The organism is Rhizobium sp. AP16, assembly GCF_000281735.1.
GTDB classification, from domain to species: domain Bacteria; phylum Pseudomonadota; class Alphaproteobacteria; order Rhizobiales; family Rhizobiaceae; genus Rhizobium; species Rhizobium rhizogenes.
In genome coordinates this window covers 25,934-40,890 of sequence record NZ_AJVM01000014.1, presented here as the reverse complement: position 1 = coordinate 40,890, position 14,957 = coordinate 25,934, and the positions used below count along the sequence as shown (strand labels likewise).

Below are 14,957 nucleotides of genomic sequence, written 5' to 3'. Positions count from 1 at the left end.
TTTGCCTACAGACTGTGAACCAGCTTGCCCGCGACATAGGTCGCAACGGCCCGGCCGCTCATTCTTGCGTCTTCGAACGGTGTATTCTTCGAGCGCGACAGAAGCATGTCTTTGGCGACAAGCCAAGGCTCGTCGAGATCGATCAGGGCAATATCCGCCTTCGCGCCCGGCTTCAGCGTGCCGGCATCGAGGCCGAAGATCTGCGCCGGCCGCGTCGACAGGGCGTCGATGAGCCGCATCAGGCTGACCTGGCCGCTATGATGCAGGCGAAGTGCGGCAGCGAGCAACGTTTCCAGCCCGACCGCACCGTCTTCCGCCTCTCCGAACGGCAGACGCTTCGTGTCCACATCCTGCGGATCATGCGACGAGACGATGATGTCGATAGTGCCGTCCGCCAGTGCCTCGATCATCGCCGAGCGGTCGTCTTCCGAGCGCAGCGGCGGGTAAAGCTTGAAGAAGGTGCGGTATTCGCCGATGTCGTTTTCGTTCAGCGCCAGATTGTTGATCGAGATGCCACAGGTAACCTTTGCGCCGCGCGAGCGGGCGAGGCGGATGGCCTCCGCCGATTCCGGCACGGAGATCATCGCCGCGTGATAATGGCTGCGGGTCAGGGCGGCGATCCTCAGATCGCGCTCGAGCGGAATGAGTTCGGCTTCCTTCGGAATGCCGGAAAGACCGAGCCAGCTGGCAAACAGTCCCTCATGCATGACACCGTTGGCGCCGAGATATTTGTCGCGGGTCTCGCAGGAGATGACGGCGCCGAATTCGCGCGCATAGGTCATGATCCGACGGAGAACCTGCGTGTCGTGGACGCCGGAATGCGCGTCGGTGAAGACGACGGCGCCGGCTTCGCGCAGGAGCCCCACTTCCGTCATTTCCTCGCCGGCGAGGCCCTTTGTGAGTGCCGCTGCCGGATAGACATTGACGACAGCCGTGTCGCGCGCCGTCTTCTTGACGAATTCGACCAGCGCGATGTCGTCGATGATCGGATCGGTGTCCGGCATCATGATAAAGGAAGTCACGCCGCCGGCCGCGGCCGCGCGGCTTGCCGAGGCGATGGTCTCGCGATGCTCGCCGCCGGGCTCGCCGACATGCACGCGGGCATCGACCAGGCCGGGAACGGCGACAAGGCCGGTGCAATCGCGCACCTCGGCACCCTTCGGAGCGGCCTGAATTTTCGCATCCTTGCCGGCGGAGACGATGAGACCGTTTTCGACGATGATCGTGCCGACCTCGTCGAGATTGCGCGAAGGGTCGATGATGCGAACGTTCTGGAGGACGATCGAGTTGCTCATGCGCCAGCTCCCTCGGTGCGCGGCCCCTGGTTCTGCGAGACCAGCAGCGTCTCCATGACCGCCATACGCACCGCGACACCCATTTCCACCTGCTCGGCAATGACGCTTTGCGGGCCATCGGCGACTTCCGAGGCAATCTCGACGCCACGGTTCATCGGACCGGGATGCATGACCAGCGCATCCTCCTTGGCCGCCTTCAACGTCTCGGCGTCGAGACCATAGAAATGATAATATTCGCGCACGGACGGTACGAAGGCGCCGGACATGCGCTCGCGCTGCAAGCGCAGCATCATCACTACGTCAGCGTCCTTCAGCCCTTCCTTCATCGAATGGAAGACCTCTACGCCCATATCGGCGATCCCAGCGGGCAAGAGCGTTGCGGGCGCGACGACCCGGACGCGCGCGCCCATGGCGTTCAGCAGCAGAATGTTGGAACGGGCGACGCGTGAATGCAGCACGTCGCCGCAGATCGCGACGATGATGCGCGACAGCTTGCCTTTGGCGCGGCGGATGGTCAGTGCGTCGAGCAGCGCCTGTGTCGGATGTTCGTGCTGTCCGTCGCCGGCATTGACCACCGAGCAGGAGACCTTTTGCGCCAGCAGTGCCGCCGCGCCGGCGCTGGAATGGCGGATGACCAGCACGTCGGGGCGCATGGCATTCAGCGTCATCGCCGTGTCGATCAGCGTCTCGCCCTTTTTCACCGAGGAGTTGCCGACCGACATGTTCATCACGTCGGCGCCAAGCCGCTTGCCGGCCAGCTCGAAAGAGGCTTGCGTGCGGGTCGAGGCCTCGAAAAAGAGATTGATCTGCGTCAGCCCGCGAAGCGTCGATGTCTTCTTTTCGCGCTGACGGCTGATCTTCACCGCCTCGTCGGCCTTGTCGAGAAGATAGGTGATATCCTGCTCGGTGAGGCCCTTGATGCCGATGAGATGGCGGTGGGGAAAGAAGACCATGAAGCTGCCCTCTGAATTTCGTCAGGGGGTCTATAAAGAGGGAGTGGCTCAGGGGCAAGCGCGGGCTTTGGATAAGCGCATTTGTTCCCCATGCAATTTGATTCGAATCTCGTTACAGCGCTAATCTCAAAAGCCGAAACTTCAGGTTTCCTTTTGCAATCCTCTTGCTCTAAAAGCGAAATATGACCCAATCGACCCGGAATGACGATACTTTTGCCGAACTGAACCAACCGAGCCTCTGGTCCGGCATCAATGCCTATCGTTCCGATCCGCTGATCGTCGATCTGACCTCCAACTTGCCGCGCTCGACGCGCGAAGACCTGGAGCAGATGGGCCGCTACGTCACCTCCCACGAGGCGCAGGAACTGGCGCGCATGGCAAACCAGGGCGCGCCGCAACTGCGCACCCATGGCCCGCGCGGCGAGCGTCTGGACGTGGTCGAATTCCATCCGGCCTGGCATGCGCTGATGCGCCGCTCGATGTCGGCGGGCCTGCATTCCTCGATCTGGGATGCCCAGGCCGATCCGGACGCGAAAGGCCAGTCGCACAAGGTTCGCGCCGCGCGCTTCTACCTGACGGCGCAGCTCGAATGCGGCCATCTCTGCCCGCTCACCATGACCAGCGCCTCGGTCGCGGCGATGATGGCGTCTCCGGCCGTCCAGAAGGATTGGGCGCCGAAGGTTTTGTCGCGCAAGTATGATTCGTCCAACAAGCCGGCCATGCAAAAGTCCGCCGTCACCATCGGCATGGGCATGACGGAAAAGCAGGGCGGTACGGATGTACGCGCCAACAGGACGACCGCAGACAAGGTCAGCGACGGCATCTATCGGCTCTCGGGCCACAAATGGTTCATGTCGGCGCCGATGAGCGATGCCTTCATCATGCTGGCGCAAACCAAGGACGGCATGGGCTGCTTCCTGGTGCCGCGCCTGCTCGAAGACGGCTCCGCCAACGGCTTGCAATTCCAGCGGCTGAAGGACAAGCTCGGCAATCGCTCTAATGCCTCTTCCGAAGTCGAGTTCAGCGATACCTTCGGCTTCCTGCTCGGCGCTCCCGACGGCGGCATCCGCACCATTCTCGACATGGTGACGCTGACGCGCCTCGATTGCGCGCTGGCCTCTGCCGGCATCATGCGGGCATCGCTCGCCGAGGCCGTGCATCATACGCGCGGCCGCAGCGTCTTCGGCAAGACGCTGGTCCAGCAGCCGATCATGACGCGTGTGTTGGCCGATATGGCGCTCGATGTCGCGGCCGCGACCGCGCTCGCCTTCCGCCTGGCCGAATCCTTCGACAAGGCCAGCAGCAGCAGCGAAGACGCCGCCTATGCCCGCGTCATGACGCCGGTCGCCAAATACTGGTGCTGCAAGATTGCGCCTGCGCTGATCTACGAGGCGATGGAGTGCATCGGCGGCAGCGGCTATATCGAGGAACGCCCGATCGCACGGCATTACCGCGAGGCGCCGGTCAATGCGATCTGGGAGGGCTCCGGCAATGTCATGGCGCTCGACGTGCTTCGCGTGCTGAACCGGGGCAGGGACCTGTTCGAAACCGTCTTTGCCGGCCTTGCCCGCGATCTCGGCCCGGCCGGCAAGAAAACCATCGACGTGCTCCGCGCCGCCATGGCGCTGTGTGAACAGGACGAGGGTGCTGCCCGCCTGCTGATCGAGCAAATGGCGCTCGCCGCCGGTGCCGCCGAACTCTATCGACTGGGCGCAGGCAAGATCGCCGACGCTTTCATCGAAACCCGCCTAGCAGGCGGCTGGCGCTCGACCTACGGCATGCTCGATGCGCGCTTCGATGCGAGCTACATCGTCGATCTGCTGTATCCGCCGGCGACTTGAGCTGTCGTTCCGCTGACGCCGCGGGTCTGAGGCGGCGTCTGTTGATGTGATGCCAATAATTATTATATAATGGTATCAGCAAGGGAGCTGCTCATGGCCCGTAACACATCTGTTTCGCTTGGTGACCACTTCAATACCTTCATCGATGCTCAAGTGCAGACGGGCCGATATGGCTCCGCCAGCGATGTCGTTCGGGCAGGGTTGCGTTTGCTGGAAGAGCACGAAGCCAAGGTCAAGGCTCTTCAGGGCGCATTGATCGCCGGAGAAGAGTCCGGGAAGCCTACTCCATTCGACAATGCCGCATTCCTGAAGCGGATGCGCGCTACATATGGCGAGTAAGTCGGGCCGGTATGTCTTATCACCTCTTGCAGAGGCGGATCTTGAGGAGATCTGGCGCTACACCGCTGAAAACTGGTCGGTAAAGCAGGCGGAGACCTACCATGCCGGTATCCTCGATGCCTTTGAGGGCCTTGCGTCTGGTCTCAAGGTTGGTCGTTATGCTGACATTCGCGAGGGCTATTTCAAATACGTCGTCGGGTCCCATGTGATCTACTATCGACAGCAGGATACGGAGATTGCCGTCATTCGTATATTGCATCAGCGAATGGACGTGGGCCTTCATCTCTGACGGAGCTCATCGGCCCCGATCGATCCGTCGCGCGCATAATTTAAGACCTATGGAAGAGGCCTCCATGATCAACCTCCGCCCCGTCCAACCCGACGACATCAACCAGCTCTACATCATCTCGCTGGTCACCGGCGATGCCGGCAAGGATGCCACAGCGCTTCATCGCGATGGGCGGATGATTGGGCATATTTATTCTGTGCCCTATGCGGTCCTCAGCCCACATACCGTCTTTATTGTTGAGGACGATGAGGGTGTTTGCGGTTATATCGCCGGCGTCTTCGACACGGTTGCTTTCGAGGAAAGGCTGGAGCGCGAATGGTGGCCGGAGCTGCGTGAGCGCTATCCGGAGCCATCGGGCGATCCTTCGACCTGGAATGCGGATCAGCGGCGCACTTATGCGATCCACCATCCGAAACGAGTGCCGGCCTTTCTCACCGACCGGTTTTCCGCCCATATCCATATGAACCTTCTGCCACGCACGCAGGGGCAGGGCATCGGCAGCGCTCTTCTCGACAAATGGCTGTCGAACGCCCGCGACAAGGGTGTCAAAGGCGTTCATCTCGGCGCGAGCGCGGGCAATCACAGCGGGATTCGATTCTGGGCGTCGCGTGGGTTTACTCAGGTGGAGTTGCCGCCGGAACTTGCCTCGCCGAGTACCGTCTGGTTCGGCCAATATCTCTAATCTGTGGATTCCCGAGTTTAAGACACCTCCACGGTCGTCGCGTCATTGTTCGCTTGTGCTTGGCTTGTTATTCACCGGTCGGTGACTGACTGGAGCCGATACGATGCCGAGCGCAAACGCCGTTCTGAAAAAACCGATCGAAACACCCGTCGAGCCGGAAAAGCGAATCCGCAATCGCGCCGCCACCGAGCAGGCGATTCTGAATGCCGCCAAACGGCTGCTGGCGGAAGAGGGGTTCCAGAATTTCGGCATCAACGCGGTCGCCCGCGGCGCCGGCTGCGACAAGCAACTGATCTACCGCTATTACGGCGGCCTCGACGGGCTGGTGGAGGCGATCGGCACGGATCTCGGAAGCTGGGTGAAGGATCGTATCCCCGACGATACCGGCGGCGTGTTCCTGTTGACCTATGGTGACCTCATGGAGCGGCTGGCCTTGCTTTTCCTCGATGCGCTGCGCGCCGATCCGCTGATGCGCCGCATCGTCGCCTGGGAAGTGTCCGAGAACACCGAGCAGGTGCGCCGGCTTTCGGAAGCGCGTTCGAAAGCGCTTGGCGGTTGGATCGAGCGCATGCGCGGCTCGCTGGTGCCACCGAAGGGGATCGATGCGGTCGCCGTCAATGCGCTGATCTTCTCGGCCATACAGCATCTTGTGCTCTCCGCTGCCGTCGGTGACCAATGCGCCGGTCTTGCGCTGAAAACATCGAAGGATTGGGAGAAGGCGGCCACGGCATTGAGGCGTATCGTGCGCGGCGTTTACGGCTGATGTTCTGATCGTGCGGGAGATATCCACAGCCGCGCCCGGCCGTTAACCTTAACAATTGGTTTACATTGCGCCGCATCGGTTAACTCGCCACTGTGCGCAGACTGATTGTTAACCAATAAGTGTGCAGCCATGGGGTCCAGACCCGCAAAAATCGCGTTTCTCATCGCGGCGATGATGTTCTTCGCCATTCTGGCACTAGATATAACGGTGCCGGCGCTGGTGTTGAGCGCCATGGCACTGACGAACTGGCTAGTCCTTTCGACTGGAACGACGCATTATCAGCGTCGAAGGGGAACCGCATGAAGTGGGTGCTGATCTTCTGGGCCGCGCCTGTCTCGTTCCTCGGGGCGTGGTATTACCTGTCATACTACGACATGAGCTTCGGCATCTTCATGCTCACGCGCCAGATGCACGACCTCGTTTTCCATATCTATGGCAATATCCTCGGCATCCCGCCGGAGAGCATTCCGCCGCTGGTGGCCCGCGCCATTGCCTTCGACACTCTGCTGGTTTTCTCGATCCTTGCCTTTCGCAAGCGCGCCGAGATTCTGGCGTGGTGGAAGCGCCGTCAGGAATCGAGGTCTGGAAAGGCCGGCCTGCCGAGAGCAGAGAGCCTGTCCAAGGCTCCTTGAAGAATGAAGCTTGCGGCGGCCGAGTCGATGCGCTCGGCCCGCTTGGCGCGCGATACGTCCATTTCCAGTAGTGCCCGTTCGGCTGCGACCGTTGACAGCCGCTCATCCCAGTAGACGAAGGGCAGGGCGGTCTTGTCGGCCATGCTGCGCACGAAGGCTCGCGTCGCCTGGACGCGCGGCCCCGTCGACCCATCCATGTTCATCGGCAGTCCGATAACGAAGGCGGCGACCTTTTCCTTCTCGGCGAAAGCAAGCAGCGTCTGGGCGTCCTGGGTGAATTTCACCCGCTTGATGACCGGGCGCGGCGTGGCGAACCGGCGACCGAGATCGGACATGGCAAGGCCGATCGTCTTGGTGCCGAGATCAAGCCCGGCAATCGCCTGTCCGGGCAGCAGCATCACGGCAAGGTCTTCGATGGTCAGTGTGGTCATAGGCTCTTGTCTCCCCGTCAAAACAAAGTGAAGTCCATGCTGCTTTTCTTTGTGACGGTTTCGGATATGTCCTAACACCAGTCTTGCATTTCAAATCAAGTATTAAGGAGAAATCCATGAAGATCACTTGGCTCGGCCACTCTGCTTTCCGTCTCGAAACGGCCAAGGCTAAAATTCTTATCGACCCATTCCTCAGCTATAACTCCTCCTTTGCCGCCGCCGGGATCGACCTCAAGGAGGCCACGGCGGGCGTCACGCATATCCTGCTCACCCATGGCCATGGCGACCATGTCGGCGATACCGTTCAGATTGCCAAGGATACCGGCGCTGTCGTTCTCGCCAACGCCGATCTTGCCGCCTGGCTCGGCAGCAAGGGTGTCGAGAAGCTGGAAATGGGCAATACCGGCGGCACCGTCTCCCTCGGCGGCTTCAGCGCGACCTTTACCAACGCGCTGCACTCCTCTGCCCAGATCACCGAAGACGGCGTGTCGCACGCGCTCGGCAATCCGAATGGCCTGATGCTGCATTTCGACGACGAGCCGTCGCTGTTCCACATGGGCGATACGGACATCTTCTCCGACATGGGCCTGATCAATGAACTGCATCAGCCCGATATCGGCATCGTGCCGATCGGCGACCGCTTCACCATGGGTGGCGCTGTTGCGGCGCTCGCCTGCCAGCGCTTCTTCAATTTCAAGACCGCCATTCCATGCCACTACGGCACCTTCCCGATCATCGACCAGACCCCGGAAAAGTTCATCGCCGGTCTGGAAGGTTCGAAGACGGCGGTCGCGGCGCCGAAGCCGGGCGAGAGCATTTCCGCATAACGATACCCGTTGCGTATGGCGGACATGGCCTTTATAGCGATAGGAAAAATCCTATCCGGAGAATGCCATGTCCGTCGATCTTGCCACCGTTAAACGCGTCGCCCATCTTGCCCGCATCGCCGTCAATGAAGACGAAGCGCAGCGGATGGTGGGCGAGCTGAATGGCATGCTGGGCTTCGTCGAGCAACTCTCCGAAGTGAATGTCGATGGCGTCGAGGCCATGACTTCCGTCACACCGATGGCGATGAAGAAGCGGACGGACGAAGTCACCGACGGCAGCAAGGCCGCCGACATCGTCGCCAATGCGCCGAATACCGATCAGAATTTCTTCCTGGTGCCCAAAGTCGTCGAATAAGGGCTCGCTTCGAGCCTGTTCCGACCCGTTGCCCTTTTTAAAGATCTGAAGCGAAACAAGATGAGCGAACTGACCAGCCTGACCATTGCCGAAGCCCGCGACAAGCTGCGCGCCAAGGATATCACCGCTACCGAACTCACCGAGGCCTATCTCTCGACGATCGATGCGGTTAATGATCAGCTCAATGCCTACATCAAGGTGACGCCGGAAAAGGCGCGAGATATGGCGAAGGCCTCCGACGCCCGTCTTGCCGCCGGCAAGGCCGGTGCGCTGGAAGGCATTCCGCTGGGGATCAAGGATCTCTTCGGTACCGAAGGCATCCACACCCAGGCCTGCAGCCACATTCTCGACGGTTTCGAGCCGCGCTACGAATCGACCGTGACCCAGAACCTCTGGAACGACGGCGCTGTCATGCTCGGCAAGCTCAACATGGATGAGTTCGCCATGGGCTCCTCCAACGAGAGCTCCTATTACGGCCCGGTGATCAACCCTTGGCGCGCCAACGGCTCGAACCAGCAGCTCGTTCCGGGTGGTTCTTCGGGTGGTTCGGCCGCTGCGGTTGCCGCACACCTTTGCGCAGGTGCGACTGCCACCGACACCGGCGGCTCCATCCGCCAGCCCGCCGCCTTCACCGGCACGGTCGGCATCAAGCCGACCTATGGCCGCTGCTCGCGCTGGGGCATCGTCGCCTTCGCCTCGTCGCTCGACCAGGCCGGCCCGATTGCTCGCGATGTCCGCGACGCCGCGATCCTCCTGAAGTCGATGGCAAGCATCGACGCCAAGGACACGACCTCGGTCGATCTGCCGGTGCCGGACTACGAAGCCTCGCTCGGCCAGTCGCTGAAGGGCATGAAGATCGGAATTCCGAACGAATACCGCGTCGACGGCATGCCGGACGAGATCGAAACGCTCTGGCAGCAGGGTATCGCCTGGCTGAAGGATGCCGGCGCCGAGATCGTCAACATCTCGCTGCCGCATACGAAATACGCCTTGCCGGCCTATTACATCGTCGCCCCCGCCGAGGCATCGTCGAACCTCGCCCGTTATGACGGCGTGCGCTACGGCCTGCGCGTCGACGGCGAGAACATCGCCGACATGTACGAGAAGACCCGTGCTGCCGGCTTTGGCAACGAGGTCAAGCGCCGCATCATGATCGGCACCTACGTGCTCTCCGCCGGCTATTACGACGCCTATTACCTGCGCGCCCAGAAGGTTCGCACGCTGATCAAGCGCGACTTCGAACTCGCCTTCCACGCCGGTGTCGACGCCATCCTGACACCCGCCACACCATCCTCCGCCTTCGGCATCGCCGACGAGGACCTCGCCTCCGATCCGGTCAAGATGTACCTCAACGACATCTTCACGGTGACGGTCAACATGGCTGGTCTCCCCGGCATCGCCGTTCCCGCCGGCCTTGATTCCAAGGGCCTGCCGCTCGGCCTGCAGGTCATCGGCAAGCCGTTCGACGAAGAAACGCTGTTCAAGACAGCACATGTCATCGAACAGGCCGCCGGCAAGTTCACGCCTACGAAGTGGTGGTGAGCAACCTCACTCGAGATCCATGACCGTCGCCGACCATGAAGCTGTCGGCGCGGTTGGCTTTGCCGGCTGACTGAGCGACGATGTGCTGGATGCGAATTTCAGGAACGCCAGCGTCATAGACGCAGCCCGTAACGAATTCTTTGCCTGTCCGAACATGCCAATATTCCGCCCGGGCAGGATCATACTTTGGACCGAAATTCGATCATAAATTGCAATGAGCCGCTTGGTCTTATCATTTGCAACCGATTCGGAAGGTCTCTTCATGCTCAAGCAAGTTTCGGCGATCCTGCTTCTCAGCGTGGCAATTCCAGTGGTTTCGCTGGCGGCCGACAATGGGGCCATTCGTGCCATTACCCTGTCGTCGGGCGGCCTTGCCGAGGTCTCTCGATCAGCAGTGGTCGATAGCGACGGCGTAGCCCGGCTCGAGGTGCCGCTCGATCAGGTCGACGACATGCTCAAGAGCCTTGTGGTCAATGGGACCGAGGGCTCGGTGGCGGGCATTTCGCTGGCAGGGCCGCAGCCGTTGCAGGAGACCTTCAAGGGCCTGCCGTTCACGCCGGAAGCGCTCTCATCTGTGCCGTCGCTTCTGACATCGATACAGGGCGCCAGGGTCTCGGTAACCAGCGGCGGAAAAACCGTCGAGGGAGACATTCTCGGGATCGAGATCAGGAAGGCCGGCGAGAATGCGACAATTCACTTGCTGACCGTTCTTGACAAGGATGGTGCGGTGGAGACGCTGGCCCTTGGTGAGGATGCGTCCGTCCGGATTGACGATGCCGACATGAGAGCAAAGGTTGCCAAAGCGGCAGGAGCCATTGCCCGTGCCAAGAACGACAGCACCCGCACCATCGATATCAGGGTGAACGGTGCGAAGAGCGCCGGCGATATCGGTCTAACCTATGTCGTTCCGTCACCGATCTGGAAAACAGCTTATAAGGTTGTGACCGAAGGAAATGGCAAAGCGCGTTTGCAGGCATGGACCGTGCTGGAAAACGCCAGTGGCGAAGATTGGAAGGGCGTAAAACTTACGTTGACTTCTGCCGAGCCGGTGACGCTGAAGCAGGGCCTGCACCAGCTCTATTGGCGAGAGCGGCAAGAGGTGCCGGTCGACACGGCTTCGAACAATGTCTCTGATCCCGATAGTGGAGACCTGTCCAACAGGCAGAGTCTATCCTCGGATGTCGAGGGACGAGCAGCGCCCGCGCCTGCCGAGGCCACGATGGGGGGTGTCCGCAGAAAGGCACAGGCGTCGGCATATATGGCTGACGAGTTGGGAAGGCCGGCGGTGCCAATGCAAATGGCTGCAGCCAATCCGACCGCTGCGACCGAAAGCGATATCTCGGCGACTTTTGAACTTCCAGGGACTTACGATCTGGCAAATGGCGACTCCTTGTCGGTGCCGATCGTGGATGTGGAACTGGATGCGGATATGGTGGACATGTATCGAGCGGGCAGCTCCTTCCGCAATCCGATCGCCGCCGTGATGCTCAAGAACACCGCGGGTGTCAGCATGCCGGCGGGAATTCTCACGTTGTACGACAGCAAGATCGGCTACGTCGGTGATTCCCAGCTATCCGCGCTGCCCAAGGGTGACACGCGTCTCGCCAGTTTTGCGACCGATCGAAAGGTATCGATCAGCGAGCAGCAGACGCCGACGGAGGAGATTGCTTCTCTGAAGGTTTCGGATGGCGTGATGCAAGCGGTCGTCAAATATCGCCAGACGACGACATACACCGTTTCGGGGGCGCTTGACGGCGATAGGACTGTCATCGTCGAGCACCCGATCAGGGACGGTTGGTCATTTTCGTCGAGCGAAAGCTTCGGTAAGACGGCAACACACCAGCGGCTCAAGACGGTTGTTCCGGCGGCTACGGAAAAAACTTTGACGGCGGTCGACGAGCAACTTCAGAGCAACAGTTACGCCCTGGTCGATGCGCAGCCGGACATGCTGCTTGGATGGTCGGCCTCGGCCCATGACACGGCACTAACGGACAAGCTCGCAAACCTGGCGGAGGTGCGTAAACAGCAGGTCGCCGCCCAGAATGATCTGGAGAGTTTCGATAACGAAATAGAGAAACTCACCAATGACCAGGAGCGGATAAGACAGAATATCGGCGCTGTGCCGGAGAATAGCGATTTGAAGAAGCGCTATTTGAAGGCTCTGGCGGACAGCGAAGACCAAATCGCTGCCGTTGGTGAAAAACGCGCCGGGGTGCAGAAGGACAGCGATCGTTTGGGCAGCCAGGTGGCGGAGATCATCAGGGCGTTCTAATCGCCACGAGCGCTTCGCCAGATGAGTCGCATCAGCAGGAAAGAGCCGCCCCGATCGGGCGGCTCTCACGTTTTCTCTATCGATTATCCAACTGCGCCCTCACCAGCCTCAGCCCTCGTTCGGTAATCCGATAGGGATGCCCGCCGGAGGACTTGATGGCCTTCAAGTGTTTGAGCTTGCGGAAGAGCGTGAGGTCGAAGCCGGGATAGAGCCAGCCGTCGCGGGTGAAGCAGCTCGCCGCCTCGATCTTCTTGGTTTCGGAACGAATGATTTTGATGCGCCCGCCCTGGGCGAGCAGATGCAGGATGCGCTGTTCTGCGCGGGAAATGTCCATGGTTTTCAAGATCCGGAAAGCGCCGCAAGGCGCAACAAAACGATCCGGCGCTCCCTTTAGGGAAGCCGGGGCTTCGTTTTCTGGCCCAGCGCACAAGAAGACTTGCGAGCGGGGCCTTTACCGGGACTCAGACGAGTTGGACATTAAAACTCCATTGATGCCGCATTTTTAAAACAGGTTGCAGCTGGCGGTCAAGTTGCGCTCTCGTGGGGCACGGGCTGCTATGGTGCGCCTGCTCACATATGGCTGGCAAAAGCTGCGGGCCGGTGTTTTACTGCTGAAAACATCGGGGGCTCGATGATCCATATTCGCAATGCGCGCGAGGGCGAAACGGAGGTATTGACCAATATCGGCCTGCGGTCGTGGCGCAAGGCCATGGGCTCGATCGGCGGCTCCGAGGCGATGCTGGAAAGCGCCAGCGAAGCCTTTTCGAATTTCACCCGCGATGTCTGGTTGACGATCACCGTCGTCGAACTGAACGGGGAGGTCGCCGGCTGGGCGGCGCGCGAAGCGCTGGATGAGACCATTTCCGATTTCTGGATCGATCCCGACTATCTGCGCCAGGGGCTCGGCTCGGCGTTGCTGGCGCGCATCGAAGAGGATGTTCTGGAGCAGGGGCTGGAAAGGGTCTCGTTGCAGACCCATGCCGACAACGGCGAGGCGATCGGTTTCTTCAAGGCCCATGGCTATGCCATCCATTGGCTCTCCGTCGTCTATTCTCCGAAGCTCGATCGCGACGTGCCGACGATCGGACTTTCGAAAGCGTTGGTTGACGGCAGCGACGGGACATATGGTTCGGGCTTATAGCGCCGGAGCGGTGCCGAAAGTCTTGCGCCGCCCCGCCAATTGCTCTACCTCACAAAGTTCAGAAGAACAGCATTTCAAGAGCTTCCCATGACCCTTGTCGACGTCCGTACCCCAGATCCGAAGCGCTTCATTCCCGGTGCCACCGGCGATTGGGAGATTGTTATCGGGATGGAAGTCCATGCCCAGGTGTTGAGCAAATCCAAGCTCTTCTCCGGCGCTTCGACCGAGTTCGGCAAGCCGCAGAATTCCAACGTCTCGCTGGTCGATGCCGCCATGCCTGGCATGCTGCCCGTCATCAACGAGGAATGCGTCAAGCAGGCCGTGCGGACCGGTCTTGGCTTGAAGGCGCAGATCAACAATCGTTCGATCTTCGACCGCAAGAACTATTTCTATCCTGACCTGCCGCAGGGCTATCAGATCTCGCAGTTCAAGGATCCGATTGTCGGCGAGGGCAAGATCGTCATCTCGCTCGGCCCAGACCGCCAGGGCCAGTTCGAGGATATCGAGATCGGCATCGAGCGCTTGCATCTGGAGCAGGACGCCGGCAAGTCGCTGCACGACCAGCACGTCACCATGTCCTACATCGATCTCAACCGTTCGGGCGTGGCGCTGATGGAAATCGTCTCCAAGCCGGACATGCGCTCGTCGGATGAGGCCAAGGCCTACATGACCAAGCTGCGTTCGATCGTGCGCTACCTCGGCACCTGCGACGGCAACATGGACGAAGGCTCGATGCGCGCCGACGTTAACGTCTCCGTGCGTCGTCCGGGCGGCGAATTCGGCACGCGCTGCGAAATCAAGAATGTCAACTCCATCCGCTTCATCGGCCAGGCGATCGAATACGAAGCCCGTCGTCAGATCGGCATTCTGGAAGACGGCGGTTCCATCGACCAGGAAACCCGCCTGTTCGATCCGAGCTCCGGAAGAACTGAATCTATGCGCTCCAAGGAAGACGCGCATGATTATCGCTATTTCCCCGATCCGGACCTGTTGCCGCTCGAATTCGACGATGCCTTCGTCACCGAGCTTGCGGCACATCTGCCGGAGCTGCCGGACGACAAGAAGGAGCGCTTCGTGCGCGACCTCGGCCTGTCGATCTACGATGCCTCCGTGCTGGTTTCGGAAAAGGCGATTGCCGATTATTTCGAGACGGTCGCGGCTGGCCGTGACGGCAAGATGGCTGCAAACTGGGTGATCAACGACTTGCTGGGCGCCTTGAACAGAACCGGCAAAGACATTGAAGAGACTCCGGTTTCGCCCGCCCAGCTCGGCGCGATCATCGACCTCATCAAGGCCGAAACCATCTCCGGCAAGATCGCCAAGGACCTGTTCGAGATCGTGCTCACCGAAGGCGGCGATCCCACCGAGATCGTTGAAGCTCGCGGCATGAAGCAGGTCACCGACACCGGTGCGATTGAAAAGGCTGTCGACGAGATCATCGCCGCAAATCCGGATCAGGTCGCCAAAGTCAAGGCCAAGCCGACGCTTGCCGGCTGGTTCGTCGGCCAGGTGATGAAGTCGACCGGCGGCAAGGCCAATCCGCAGGCCGTGCAGGCCCTCGTCAAGGCCAAGCTCGGCATCGAAGAGGAATAGTC

At 60.5% G+C, this 14,957-nt stretch carries 16 protein-coding genes; 12 read left to right on the top strand and 4 right to left on the bottom strand.

The annotated features are described in order from the left end of the window. Window positions 1-5: 5 nt before the first annotated feature. Window positions 6-1,295, bottom strand: coding sequence for a dihydroorotase (locus PMI03_RS08675; RefSeq protein ID WP_007692030.1), 1,290 nt, complete (start codon window positions 1,293-1,295; stop codon window positions 6-8). Further along, window positions 1,292-2,248 carry an aspartate carbamoyltransferase catalytic subunit gene (locus PMI03_RS08670; protein WP_007692028.1) on the bottom strand — a complete coding sequence of 319 codons (957 nt, stop codon included), beginning with the start codon at window positions 2,246-2,248 and terminating at the stop codon, window positions 1,292-1,294. The genes PMI03_RS08675 and PMI03_RS08670 overlap by 4 nt, the downstream gene beginning before the upstream one ends. 182 nt (window positions 2,249-2,430) lie before the next feature. Between PMI03_RS08670 and PMI03_RS08665 the strand changes: the two genes are divergently transcribed. The 6 genes from PMI03_RS08665 (at window position 2,431) to PMI03_RS08635 (ending at window position 6,794) form a co-directional block, all read left to right on the top strand. Then, on the top strand, window positions 2,431-4,089 hold the full coding sequence (locus PMI03_RS08665; protein WP_007692026.1) for an acyl-CoA dehydrogenase family protein: 1,659 nt from the start codon (window positions 2,431-2,433) through the stop codon (window positions 4,087-4,089). A gap of 93 nt (window positions 4,090-4,182) precedes the next feature. Further along, complete coding sequence (locus PMI03_RS08660) at window positions 4,183-4,428, top strand: type II toxin-antitoxin system ParD family antitoxin (protein ID WP_007692023.1); 246 nt, start codon at window positions 4,183-4,185, stop codon at window positions 4,426-4,428. Beyond that, window positions 4,418-4,717 carry a type II toxin-antitoxin system RelE/ParE family toxin gene (locus tag PMI03_RS08655; protein WP_007692021.1) on the top strand — a complete coding sequence of 100 codons (300 nt, stop codon included), beginning with the start codon at window positions 4,418-4,420 and terminating at the stop codon, window positions 4,715-4,717. The genes PMI03_RS08660 and PMI03_RS08655 overlap by 11 nt, the downstream gene beginning before the upstream one ends. A 64-nt stretch (window positions 4,718-4,781) precedes the next feature. Continuing rightward, on the top strand, window positions 4,782-5,399 hold the full coding sequence (locus tag PMI03_RS08650; RefSeq protein WP_007692019.1) for a GNAT family N-acetyltransferase: 618 nt from the start codon (window positions 4,782-4,784) through the stop codon (window positions 5,397-5,399). Between the two features lie 103 nt (window positions 5,400-5,502). After that, window positions 5,503-6,162, top strand: coding sequence for a TetR/AcrR family transcriptional regulator (locus PMI03_RS08645; protein ID WP_007692018.1), 660 nt, complete (start codon window positions 5,503-5,505; stop codon window positions 6,160-6,162). A gap of 299 nt (window positions 6,163-6,461) precedes the next feature. Beyond that, the gene (locus PMI03_RS08635) at window positions 6,462-6,794 is read left to right on the top strand and encodes a DUF6105 family protein (protein WP_007692017.1); all 333 of its coding nucleotides are present in this window, start codon (window positions 6,462-6,464) and stop codon (window positions 6,792-6,794) included. Here PMI03_RS08635 and ruvX read toward each other — a convergent pair. Then, window positions 6,731-7,225, bottom strand: coding sequence for a Holliday junction resolvase RuvX (gene ruvX / locus PMI03_RS08630; RefSeq protein WP_007692016.1), 495 nt, complete (start codon window positions 7,223-7,225; stop codon window positions 6,731-6,733). The two genes, PMI03_RS08635 and ruvX, sit on opposite strands and share 64 nt — an antisense overlap. A gap of 116 nt (window positions 7,226-7,341) precedes the next feature. Between ruvX and PMI03_RS08625 the strand changes: the two genes are divergently transcribed. The 4 genes from PMI03_RS08625 (at window position 7,342) to PMI03_RS08605 (ending at window position 12,221) form a co-directional block, all read left to right on the top strand. Beyond that, window positions 7,342-8,052, top strand: a complete 711-nt coding sequence (locus PMI03_RS08625) for a metal-dependent hydrolase (protein WP_007692015.1) — start codon at window positions 7,342-7,344, stop codon at window positions 8,050-8,052. 67 nt (window positions 8,053-8,119) lie between these two features. Beyond that, window positions 8,120-8,407, top strand: a complete 288-nt coding sequence (gene gatC, locus PMI03_RS08620) for an Asp-tRNA(Asn)/Glu-tRNA(Gln) amidotransferase subunit GatC (protein WP_007692014.1) — start codon at window positions 8,120-8,122, stop codon at window positions 8,405-8,407. A gap of 60 nt (window positions 8,408-8,467) precedes the next feature. After that, window positions 8,468-9,949 (top strand): Asp-tRNA(Asn)/Glu-tRNA(Gln) amidotransferase subunit GatA, encoded by a 1,482-nt coding sequence (gatA, locus tag PMI03_RS08615; protein WP_007692013.1) that lies wholly within the window; start codon window positions 8,468-8,470, stop codon window positions 9,947-9,949. A gap of 262 nt (window positions 9,950-10,211) precedes the next feature. Continuing rightward, complete coding sequence (locus PMI03_RS08605) at window positions 10,212-12,221, top strand: DUF4139 domain-containing protein (RefSeq protein WP_007692012.1); 2,010 nt, start codon at window positions 10,212-10,214, stop codon at window positions 12,219-12,221. 76 nt (window positions 12,222-12,297) lie between these two features. On the opposite strand, the gene PMI03_RS08600 is transcribed toward PMI03_RS08605, so the two are convergent. After that, entirely contained in the window at window positions 12,298-12,555 is a 258-nt protein-coding gene (locus PMI03_RS08600) for a YjhX family toxin (protein ID WP_007692010.1), read from the bottom strand. A gap of 297 nt (window positions 12,556-12,852) precedes the next feature. Between PMI03_RS08600 and PMI03_RS08595 the strand changes: the two genes are divergently transcribed. Both PMI03_RS08595 and gatB read left to right on the top strand, forming a co-directional pair. Further along, window positions 12,853-13,362 carry a GNAT family N-acetyltransferase gene (locus PMI03_RS08595; protein ID WP_007692008.1) on the top strand — a complete coding sequence of 170 codons (510 nt, stop codon included), beginning with the start codon at window positions 12,853-12,855 and terminating at the stop codon, window positions 13,360-13,362. Window positions 13,363-13,449: 87 nt separating this feature from the next. Next, window positions 13,450-14,955, top strand: coding sequence for an Asp-tRNA(Asn)/Glu-tRNA(Gln) amidotransferase subunit GatB (gene gatB / locus PMI03_RS08590; RefSeq protein ID WP_007692006.1), 1,506 nt, complete (start codon window positions 13,450-13,452; stop codon window positions 14,953-14,955). Window positions 14,956-14,957 lie beyond the last annotated feature (2 nt).

What these genes read in the sequence shown, in the direction of transcription:
- PMI03_RS08675 (WP_007692030.1), bottom strand. Translation starts at nt 1,295, where the DNA reads ATGAGCAACTCGATCGTCCTCCAGAACGTTCGCATCATCGACCCTTCG.
- PMI03_RS08670 (WP_007692028.1), bottom strand. Translation starts at nt 2,248, where the DNA reads ATGGTCTTCTTTCCCCACCGCCATCTCATCGGCATCAAGGGCCTCACC.
- PMI03_RS08665 (WP_007692026.1), top strand. Translation starts at nt 2,431, where the DNA reads ATGACCCAATCGACCCGGAATGACGATACTTTTGCCGAACTGAACCAA.
- PMI03_RS08660 (WP_007692023.1), top strand. Translation starts at nt 4,183, where the DNA reads ATGGCCCGTAACACATCTGTTTCGCTTGGTGACCACTTCAATACCTTC.
- PMI03_RS08655 (WP_007692021.1), top strand. Translation starts at nt 4,418, where the DNA reads ATGGCGAGTAAGTCGGGCCGGTATGTCTTATCACCTCTTGCAGAGGCG.
- PMI03_RS08650 (WP_007692019.1), top strand. Translation starts at nt 4,782, where the DNA reads ATGATCAACCTCCGCCCCGTCCAACCCGACGACATCAACCAGCTCTAC.
- PMI03_RS08645 (WP_007692018.1), top strand. Translation starts at nt 5,503, where the DNA reads ATGCCGAGCGCAAACGCCGTTCTGAAAAAACCGATCGAAACACCCGTC.
- PMI03_RS08635 (WP_007692017.1), top strand. Translation starts at nt 6,462, where the DNA reads ATGAAGTGGGTGCTGATCTTCTGGGCCGCGCCTGTCTCGTTCCTCGGG.
- ruvX (WP_007692016.1), bottom strand. Translation starts at nt 7,225, where the DNA reads ATGACCACACTGACCATCGAAGACCTTGCCGTGATGCTGCTGCCCGGA.
- PMI03_RS08625 (WP_007692015.1), top strand. Translation starts at nt 7,342, where the DNA reads ATGAAGATCACTTGGCTCGGCCACTCTGCTTTCCGTCTCGAAACGGCC.
- gatC (WP_007692014.1), top strand. Translation starts at nt 8,120, where the DNA reads ATGTCCGTCGATCTTGCCACCGTTAAACGCGTCGCCCATCTTGCCCGC.
- gatA (WP_007692013.1), top strand. Translation starts at nt 8,468, where the DNA reads ATGAGCGAACTGACCAGCCTGACCATTGCCGAAGCCCGCGACAAGCTG.
- PMI03_RS08605 (WP_007692012.1), top strand. Translation starts at nt 10,212, where the DNA reads ATGCTCAAGCAAGTTTCGGCGATCCTGCTTCTCAGCGTGGCAATTCCA.
- PMI03_RS08600 (WP_007692010.1), bottom strand. Translation starts at nt 12,555, where the DNA reads ATGGACATTTCCCGCGCAGAACAGCGCATCCTGCATCTGCTCGCCCAG.
- PMI03_RS08595 (WP_007692008.1), top strand. Translation starts at nt 12,853, where the DNA reads ATGATCCATATTCGCAATGCGCGCGAGGGCGAAACGGAGGTATTGACC.
- gatB (WP_007692006.1), top strand. Translation starts at nt 13,450, where the DNA reads ATGACCCTTGTCGACGTCCGTACCCCAGATCCGAAGCGCTTCATTCCC.